We start from the raw sequence: 6,890 nt of genomic DNA, 5'->3' as shown, positions 1-6,890 counted from the left end.
CTCCCGCCCCCTCCCGTCAACTCGCCTGCCTGCATCGGAGGTTACCCACGGCTGTTCTTTCCCGCGGTCACCGGCCGCGGCGTCCGACCCTGGCGGATCGCGGCGAGGAACCGACGAGATCGTCAACGCGGCAGCGGAATCGGGTGGTGCCTGGTTTCTGATCGCCCACGACCCGGCCCCGGCCGACTGGCGCGTCTTCCGCGTCGACCGGATCGCCCGGCTGCTCCCGGCCGCTCCCGGCCCCGGACGCCGCCAGCCACCTCGTCGGCTCCCTCGCCGCCGCCGACTACCGCCACACCGCCCGACTGACGGTGGGCCTGGGCGCCGACGCGCTGCGCGCCAGGCTCTTCGCCGGCCCGCCGGGCGGGACCGAGCCGGCGGACCGAGCCGGCGGACCGAGCGGGCGGCTACCGCCCCTGGTGGGTGGCCAGCCGCTCGATGGCGCGCAGCTCCCGGTCGATCTTCGCGAGGGCGGCGCGACGGTCGTCCGGCCCGCTCGGGTCGGGCTCCAGGCCCGGCACGCGCCGGTGTTCGAGATGGGCGAGCAACGTCTCGTCGCCGAGCCGGCGGGCGGCGAAGGCGACGACGAGCGTCGCGGACTGCATGAGGCACCAGCCTGGCCGGAGCCTGGCGTCCATCGACTCCTCGTGGCCGACGGCGTCCCGCACCAGCACCCGAAGGAACTCGCCGCGCCGCTCGGTGACACGCACCCGGGCGACCCCCGGCTCGTAGCGGGGGGTGGCGCCTTCCAGGTCCGCGACGACCCCCCACACGGCGTCGAACGGGGCGGCGACGCGGCGCTGCCGGACGACGGCGCCCGGCAGCGCCGCCGCGAGAACGGCGAGGCGGTCGATCGGGTCGATCGGGTCGGTCGGGTCGGTCCCCCCGGTGTCGGGGAGCGCCACGGGCTCCTTCACGAGTCCCACCCCTTCCGGAACGCGGCTCTGGCCCGATGCAACCGGGATTTCACGGTTCCCGCCGGGATTCCCAGCGCGGCGGCGATCTCCTGCTCGCTGAGCCCCTCCCGGGCGCGCAGCACCAGCACCACGCGCTGCGGGACCGGCAGCCGCGCCAGGGCGTCGTCGATGTCCACCAGGCCTTCCAGGCAGGAGACGCGGCGGTCCAGGACCGGCTCCTCCGCGGCGAACTCCCCTTCCTGCCGGCGGGCGTACCGGATCGCCGTCCGGACGGCCACCGACCGGGCCCAGGTCATGATCGCCTCCGGGGCGCGCAGCGACGGCAGGCCCTGGAAGACGGCGAGCAGAGCCTCCTGCGTCGCGTCGTCGGCCGCCGCCGGGACGATCCGCGCGCACAACCGCCGGACGTACGGGGCCAGTTCGTCGAGAAGCCTGTCCAACGCGAGCGCGTCCCCCTGCTGAGCGGCCGCCACTTTCTCCGGGTCCACACCAGGAAAGTTCACCGGAACCCCCAATAGGTTCCCCGCCACTTTCCCCCAGGAAGACACCACACAGAAGGGCCTCTCCCGTGGAACCAGACCTGACCGTCGTCGGCGCCGGCCTCTCCGGGCTCACCGCCGCCATCGAGGCGGCCGAACGCGGCCGGCGGGTGACCGTCACCGAGGCGCACTCCCGGCCGGGCGGACGAGCGCGCTCGTTGCCGGCTCCGTTCCTGGCCAACGCCGGCCCCCACGCGATCTACGTCGACGGGCCCTGGTGGGCGTGGCTGGAGCGCCGCGGCCTCACCCCACCCGTCGCCCAGGCGCCGCCCCTCGCCGGCCTCGTCAGGGCCGGGGGCCGGCTCGGCCCATGGCCGGCCGACCTCCGCGCGACCATCGCCGCGCTGCCCGCCGCGGCACCCGCGGAGGAGCCGTACCGCGCCTGGCTGCTCAGGCACGTCGACGCGAGGACGGCCGAGGCGATCATCGGCGTCTGCTTCGTCTTCACCTTCGACCACGACCCCGGGCGGCTCTCGGCGGCCTTCGTCCACCAGCGCCTCCACCGGGCCTCCGCCGGCGGCGTCCGCTACGTGGTCGGCGGCTGGTCCACGCTCGTCGACCTCCTCGCCGGGCGAGCCGCCGAACTCGGCGCGCGGATCAGGACCGGGACCAGGCTGGCCGCCCTGCCCGAGGGCCCGACGGTGCTGGCCACCAGCCTCGCCTCGGCACGCCGGCTCACCGGCGACAGCTCGCTGACCTGGCCCGGCACCCGCGTGGTGACGGTCGACGTGGGCCTGCGGGCCGAGGGCGGCCCCGACTGGTTCCGGGTGCTCGACCTGGACGACCGGATCTACGCCGCCCGCTACAGCCTCGCCGACGCGACGTTGGCCCCGCCCGGCCAGGAACTCGTCCAGATCGCCGCCGCGTGCGCCCCCCACGAGCGGAAGACCGACGTCGAAGCCCGTGTGCGGCGTCTTCTCGACCTGTCCTGGCCCGGCTGGCACGCCGCGGTGCGGTGGCACCGCAGCGCCGTACGCCTGGGCTGCACCGGGGCGGTGGACCTGCCGGGCACGACCTGGCACGACCGCCCGGCCGTCGGCCGAGGCGGCACCCTCGCCGTGGCCACCGACCAGTCCGCCGCGCCGGGGCTCCTCGCCGAGGTCGGCATCGCCGCGGCGCGCCTCGCCGTCCAGCGACTCGACGAAACCGTGGGCCATCTCGCGGGCGACGCCGCGGGGTGACCGCCGCTACGCGAAGACGACCGTCACCGGCGCGTGGTCGCTCCAGCGCTCGGGCCGGGTGCCTTCACCAGCAGCGCCTGCACCCGCATCTGCTGCCGCAGGCCCTGGGGGCACGTTCCAGTGCCCCACGGGCGTGGAACGCCTTCGCCGACCCTCGTTCTCGGCGACGGCGGCCACCTCGCTCATCGTCGGCCCGGTTGTCGGGATGTGCCGGAGCACGGGTCCCCGTGGTGAAGTGTGGGCCTCTGATCAATCCGACAGCAGGGAGCGTTTCCTCCGATGACCGCACAGCCCGCACGCCCTGAGCGCGGCGGTCCCGAGACCGCCTCGGTCATGGATGTCTCGCCGTTCAAGCCTTCTCTCGTCAAAGCGGTGTTCAGGGACGTGACCCCGATGCACGTCTCCCGGTCGGCCGCGTGGGCCGCCGCGTCGGTGACACGGACCGTGCTGACGGAGATCATCGACGGCGCGAGAAGAGCGGCGGCGGAGGAGGCCCGGGTGAAGCTGAGTCCCGGGGACCTTCTCTCGGCGATCGACCGGAACGTCGAACTCGAGGTGGGGGCCAAGTGGTACGACCACAGCCCGACGTTTCGAGGCCTGACCGGTGTCGTGTACGACGCCGAGGGTGTCGTTGTGCCTTCTCGTAGGCGCAGCGGGTCGCGTAGACCGAGTGCTGTGGTCGGCGCCCACAGGTTCGAGGCCGGGGTCAGGAAGCTGCTGCGGAGTCAGGGGGTGACGGCCGTCCCAGCGATGGTCCGCGACCTGGACGGAATCGCGAGCGTGTTCCTGACGGACCTCGCCCGGGACGCGGCCATGGTCGTCCGCGAGGGCGGGGGCAAACGTTTCGGTACGGTCACCCTGGCGATGTCGGGCGAACCGGCCCCACCTCCGTTCCCCAGGGATTCCCTCCGGGCTCTGTCCACCCGCAGGGGGGACAGGCGGACCATCGGCAGGGATGACATCCTGGCCGCCATCAGGATTCAGTTGTTCGGCGGCAACCTCAGGCAGCGAGCCCTCGCCGAAGCACGCGAGGCGACACAGAGCACCTCGCCCGGCTGAGCGGGTGCGACCAACATCGCCGCCTCACCCTTATCCGCTACCGCTCGCCAAACGAGACGGCCTCTCATCGGGAGGCGCAACAAACCCTGCCCGTGGAAGGTGGCGCCCATGACCAGCCAGGGCATTGCCCGTTTCCGTGTTGTACAGCAGGCTTCTTGGACTTTCTCGGCGGCAAGTGCCATGAGATGATGCGAACATGTCGGATACCCGAGAGAGCTCAGCGCTCATCCTGTGGGACATCGATCACACGCTTCTGAATATTGCCGGTGTCAGCCGTGAAATCTACGAATTGGCATTTGAAGAGGTCGCCGGGCATCCGCTGCGGGATCTGGCTCCCATGGCTGGAAGAACAGAACAAGCGATTGCTTTCGAGACTCTGGAGATGAACGGAGTCGAGGCATCGCAAGCGCTGATTTCACGTTTCTATACGGCGCTCGGTGCAGCTGCGGAGAGCCTGTCGAGCCGCATCCGTGACGCTGGGAAAGCGCTGCCTGGCGCACGCGAAGCCATTTTCGCTCTCCAGCGGCGCCCCGTCGTGCAGTCCGTAGTGACCGGGAATATTCGGTCCGTCGCCGGGACGAAGTTGCGCGCATTCGGACTCGCTGAAAGCCTTGACCTGGAAGTCGGTGGTTACGGCGATGACGGCAGCGACCGCGCGACGCTTGTGCGACTCGCCCGTGAGCGGGCAGAAGAGAAATACCGCGCTTCCTTCCCTGGGAAGCGGACGTTCGTCATTGGTGACACGCCCCACGATATACGAGGCGCTCATGATGCCGGTGTATTCGCTGTTGGGGTGGCAACCGGATATAGCTCATTCGAGGAGTTGACCGAATGTGGCGCAGATCTGGTGCTCACGGATCTGACGGATACCGAAGCTCTATGCGGCGCGGTTCGCGACTCTCAGGCACATGAGAGTTCTACATCGTTTCCGTGGCCAAGGAGTCCCGGTACCGCTCGCGGAACCGAGCAACGATGGGCATGTCACTGAACGATTCAAGTGAAGCATCGAATTCACCAAGTCGCTCCGTGACGCGTGCTGACCCGATGGTCCTGACGAGATCCAACGCGTGCTGCCCCGTGCGGCAGGCTTGTTCGACTTCTCGATCCTGTAGATAGCATTTCGCAAGGCGCGGGCACGACCGAACCACACCCGATCAACGCCACCAGCACCACTGCCAGGCGGACGCTGTCCACGCTCCGCGCCCCCGGATGCCGGGGGAAACACCGGTGCCTCGTGGACTCGGCGGTCACCTCATCGGGAACGATCGGGACACCGGCTGACCGCCGAAGAACGCCCGCATGGTCGGAGACGGGCCCCGTACCCTCTCCGTCGCGCGGGGCCGGTGGCGTGACCGGACAAGCCCCGCTCCCGATGTCGCTCAGAGTTCGAACACCGCTGTCACCGGCGCGTGGTCGCTCCAGCGCTCGGCGTGGGTGGCGGCGCGCTCCACGTGCGCCTTGACGGCCCGGGCGGCCAGCCCCGGGGTCGCGACCTGGTAGTCGATCCGCCAGCCGGTGTCGTTGTCGAAGGCGCGACCACGGTAGGACCACCAGGAGTAGGGCCCGTTCTCCTGCTCCGGGTGCAACGCCCGGACCACGTCCGAGAAACCGCCGTCCGCCGGGTCGAACACCCGGCCCAGCCAGGCCCGTTCCTCCGGCAGGAAGCCGGAGTTGCCGCGGTTGGCGCGCCAGTTGCGGAGGTCGGCCTCGCGGTGCGCGATGTTCCAGTCGCCGCAGACCAGCACCTCGCGCCCCTCGGCGGCGGCGCGCTGCCGCAGCCCGACCAGGTAGGGGAGGAACGCCGCCATGAAGCGCTCCTTCTCGTCCTGCCGCGCGGTGCCGACCTCGCCCGAGGGGAGATAGAGACTGGCCACGGTCAGCCCCGGCAGGTCGGCCTCCAGATAGCGGCCCGACGCCTTGAACTCCGGGACGTCGAAGCCGACCCGGACGGCGTCCGGCTCGCGACGGGTGAGCAACGCCACGCCGGCCCGCCCCTTGGCCTCCGCCGGCGCGTAGCTGACGTGCCAACCCGCCGGCCTGGCCACCTCGGCCGACAACTGCGCCTCCTCGGCGCGCACCTCCTGGAGGCACACGACGTCGGCCGCGGTGCCGGCGAGCCAGGGCAGGTAGCCCTTCTTGGCCGCGGCCCGCAGGCCGTTCACGTTCACGGTGGTCACGGTCAGCTGCTGCACCCGCCGACCGTAACAAACCGGGACTAGCGGAGCGGGACGAGGCCGGCGGGGGTGGGGCGGAAGCCGCAGGCGTCGACGTAGAAGGGGCGCAGGTGCTCCTCGAAGTCCACGTGCAGCCACTCGCAGCCGGCGGCCCGAGCCTCCGCCTCGGCCACGGCGACCAGCCGGGCGGCGATCCCGAGCCGGCGGTGGTCGGAGGCGACCACGGTGTCGAGGAGGAAGGCGTGGGCCCCGCCGTCCCAGGCGACGTTGACGAACCCGACCAGCCGGCCGTCCTCGCCCGCGCGGCGGGCGCACACCCAGCCGAGACTGTGCCGGCGGAGCCGGCCGGGCCAGTCGTCCACGGCGGCGGGCACGGGATCGTGACCGAAGCCGTCGGCGTGCAGGGCCTCCACCTCTTCGTGGGCCAGCTCGCCGCGCCAGGTGTAGTCGAGGGGCATCAGGCGATGGTAGGTGGGCACGGCCGGACGCTCGACCGATTTCGTACTATGACCTGCATGGATTTCAGGACCGTGCGCTTCGATCACCCCGACGCGGTGAAGCTCAACGACGAGGTGCAGGCGGAGTACGCGGAGCGCTATGGCGACGAGGGTGACATCACCCCCCTCGACGCCACGATGTTCCTCCCGCCGCGCGGTCTGTACCTGGTGGTCTACGACGACGCCGGCTCCCCGATCGGCACCGGCGCCTGGCGCGCGCAGGACAAGGGCGGCGAGAACTACACGGACGGCGACGCCGAGATCAAGCGGATGTTCGTGGTCCGCGAGGCCAGGGGCCAGGGCCTGTCCCGCGTGATCCTGGCCCGCCTGGAGGACGACGCGCGGGCGGCCGGCCGCGTGCGGATGGTGCTGGAGACCGGCACGGAGCAGCCGGAGGCGATCGCGCTCTACCGGAGCTCCGGGTACGAGCCGGTGCCGGACGCCGAGAAGTTCGGCCTGTACCGGACGTCGGACAACAGCCGCTGCTTCACGAAGGCGCTGTAGGGGTTTCCCCCCACCCACC

General features: G+C 71.4%; 8 protein-coding genes and 1 pseudogene. 5 read left to right on the top strand and 4 right to left on the bottom strand.

The genetic code is table 11. From position 1 onward, the window contains the following. Positions 1 to 25: 25 nt before the first annotated feature. Positions 26 to 211, top strand: a pseudogene (locus E1283_RS40135) (helix-turn-helix transcriptional regulator); the annotation flags it as partial. Positions 212 to 407: 196 nt separating this feature from the next. Here the strand turns inward: E1283_RS40135 and E1283_RS28765 are convergent. Next, a complete protein-coding gene (locus tag E1283_RS28765; protein WP_132821094.1) occupies positions 408 to 917 on the bottom strand; it encodes an SRPBCC family protein in 510 nt (169 codons plus the stop codon). Then, entirely contained in the window at positions 914 to 1,405 is a 492-nt protein-coding gene (locus tag E1283_RS28760; protein ID WP_243745178.1) for an RNA polymerase sigma factor, read from the bottom strand. The genes E1283_RS28765 and E1283_RS28760 overlap by 4 nt, the downstream gene beginning before the upstream one ends. Positions 1,406 to 1,485: 80 nt before the next feature. On the opposite strand from E1283_RS28760, the gene E1283_RS28755 reads away from it, so the two are divergent. The 3 genes from E1283_RS28755 to E1283_RS28745 all read left to right on the top strand — a co-directional run bounded on the left by E1283_RS28755 (position 1,486) and on the right by E1283_RS28745 (position 4,684). Further along, a complete protein-coding gene (locus E1283_RS28755) occupies positions 1,486 to 2,637 on the top strand; it encodes an FAD-dependent oxidoreductase (protein ID WP_165956281.1) in 1,152 nt (383 codons plus the stop codon). Positions 2,638 to 2,916: 279 nt separating this feature from the next. Further along, positions 2,917 to 3,696, top strand: a complete 780-nt coding sequence (locus E1283_RS28750; protein ID WP_132821091.1) for a hypothetical protein — start codon at positions 2,917 to 2,919, stop codon at positions 3,694 to 3,696. Positions 3,697 to 3,892: 196 nt separating this feature from the next. Continuing rightward, positions 3,893 to 4,684 carry an HAD family hydrolase gene (locus E1283_RS28745; RefSeq protein WP_132821090.1) on the top strand — a complete coding sequence of 264 codons (792 nt, stop codon included), beginning with the start codon at positions 3,893 to 3,895 and terminating at the stop codon, positions 4,682 to 4,684. Between the two features lie 391 nt (positions 4,685 to 5,075). Here E1283_RS28745 and E1283_RS28740 read toward each other — a convergent pair whose 3' ends face one another. Both E1283_RS28740 and E1283_RS28735 read right to left on the bottom strand, forming a co-directional pair. Next, positions 5,076 to 5,864 (bottom strand): exodeoxyribonuclease III, encoded by a 789-nt coding sequence (locus E1283_RS28740; RefSeq protein WP_132821095.1) that lies wholly within the window; start codon positions 5,862 to 5,864, stop codon positions 5,076 to 5,078. Between the two features lie 47 nt (positions 5,865 to 5,911). Then, positions 5,912 to 6,328, bottom strand: a complete 417-nt coding sequence (locus E1283_RS28735) for a GNAT family N-acetyltransferase (protein WP_132821089.1) — start codon at positions 6,326 to 6,328, stop codon at positions 5,912 to 5,914. A gap of 57 nt (positions 6,329 to 6,385) precedes the next feature. Between E1283_RS28735 and E1283_RS28730 the strand changes: the two genes are divergently transcribed. After that, complete coding sequence (locus E1283_RS28730; protein WP_132821088.1) at positions 6,386 to 6,871, top strand: GNAT family N-acetyltransferase; 486 nt, start codon at positions 6,386 to 6,388, stop codon at positions 6,869 to 6,871. The last annotated feature ends 19 nt before the right edge of the window (positions 6,872 to 6,890 follow it).

Origin of the sequence: Streptomyces hainanensis, from assembly GCF_004348415.1 — a bacterium.
Taxonomy (GTDB): domain Bacteria; phylum Actinomycetota; class Actinomycetes; order Streptomycetales; family Streptomycetaceae; genus Streptomyces; species Streptomyces hainanensis.
This window is presented reverse-complemented; position numbering and strand designations above follow the sequence as displayed.

What these genes read in the sequence shown, in the direction of transcription:
- E1283_RS28750 (WP_132821091.1), top strand. Translation starts at nt 2,917, where the DNA reads ATGACCGCACAGCCCGCACGCCCTGAGCGCGGCGGTCCCGAGACCGCC.
- E1283_RS28745 (WP_132821090.1), top strand. Translation starts at nt 3,893, where the DNA reads ATGTCGGATACCCGAGAGAGCTCAGCGCTCATCCTGTGGGACATCGAT.
- E1283_RS28735 (WP_132821089.1), bottom strand. Translation starts at nt 6,328, where the DNA reads ATGCCCCTCGACTACACCTGGCGCGGCGAGCTGGCCCACGAAGAGGTG.
- E1283_RS28730 (WP_132821088.1), top strand. Translation starts at nt 6,386, where the DNA reads ATGGATTTCAGGACCGTGCGCTTCGATCACCCCGACGCGGTGAAGCTC.